At 48.6% G+C, this 257-nt stretch carries 1 pseudogene; it reads right to left on the bottom strand.

What is annotated here, in order from left to right:
* A pseudogene (locus SB775_RS31345) lies at positions 1 to 257 on the bottom strand (succinate--CoA ligase subunit alpha); the annotation flags it as partial.

The raw sequence follows: 257 nt of genomic DNA on the forward strand, positions 1-257 counted from the left end.
TGGCCGATGCCTTCTTCAGACAATTGGTGAGTCGCTTCATACGTCAAAGTACCAGAGCGCGATACGACGCCGACATGTCCTTTTTTGTGAATGTAGCCAGGCATGATGCCGATCTTACATTCGTCCGGAGTGATGACACCCGGGCAGTTCGGTCCGACAAGACGTGTTTTCTTGCCTTCCATATAGCGCTTCACTTTTACCATATCCAATACTGGAATGTGTTCAGTGATGCAGATTGCCATATCCAACTCAGCTTC

It is taken from the genome of Peribacillus sp. SIMBA_075 (assembly GCF_046534585.1).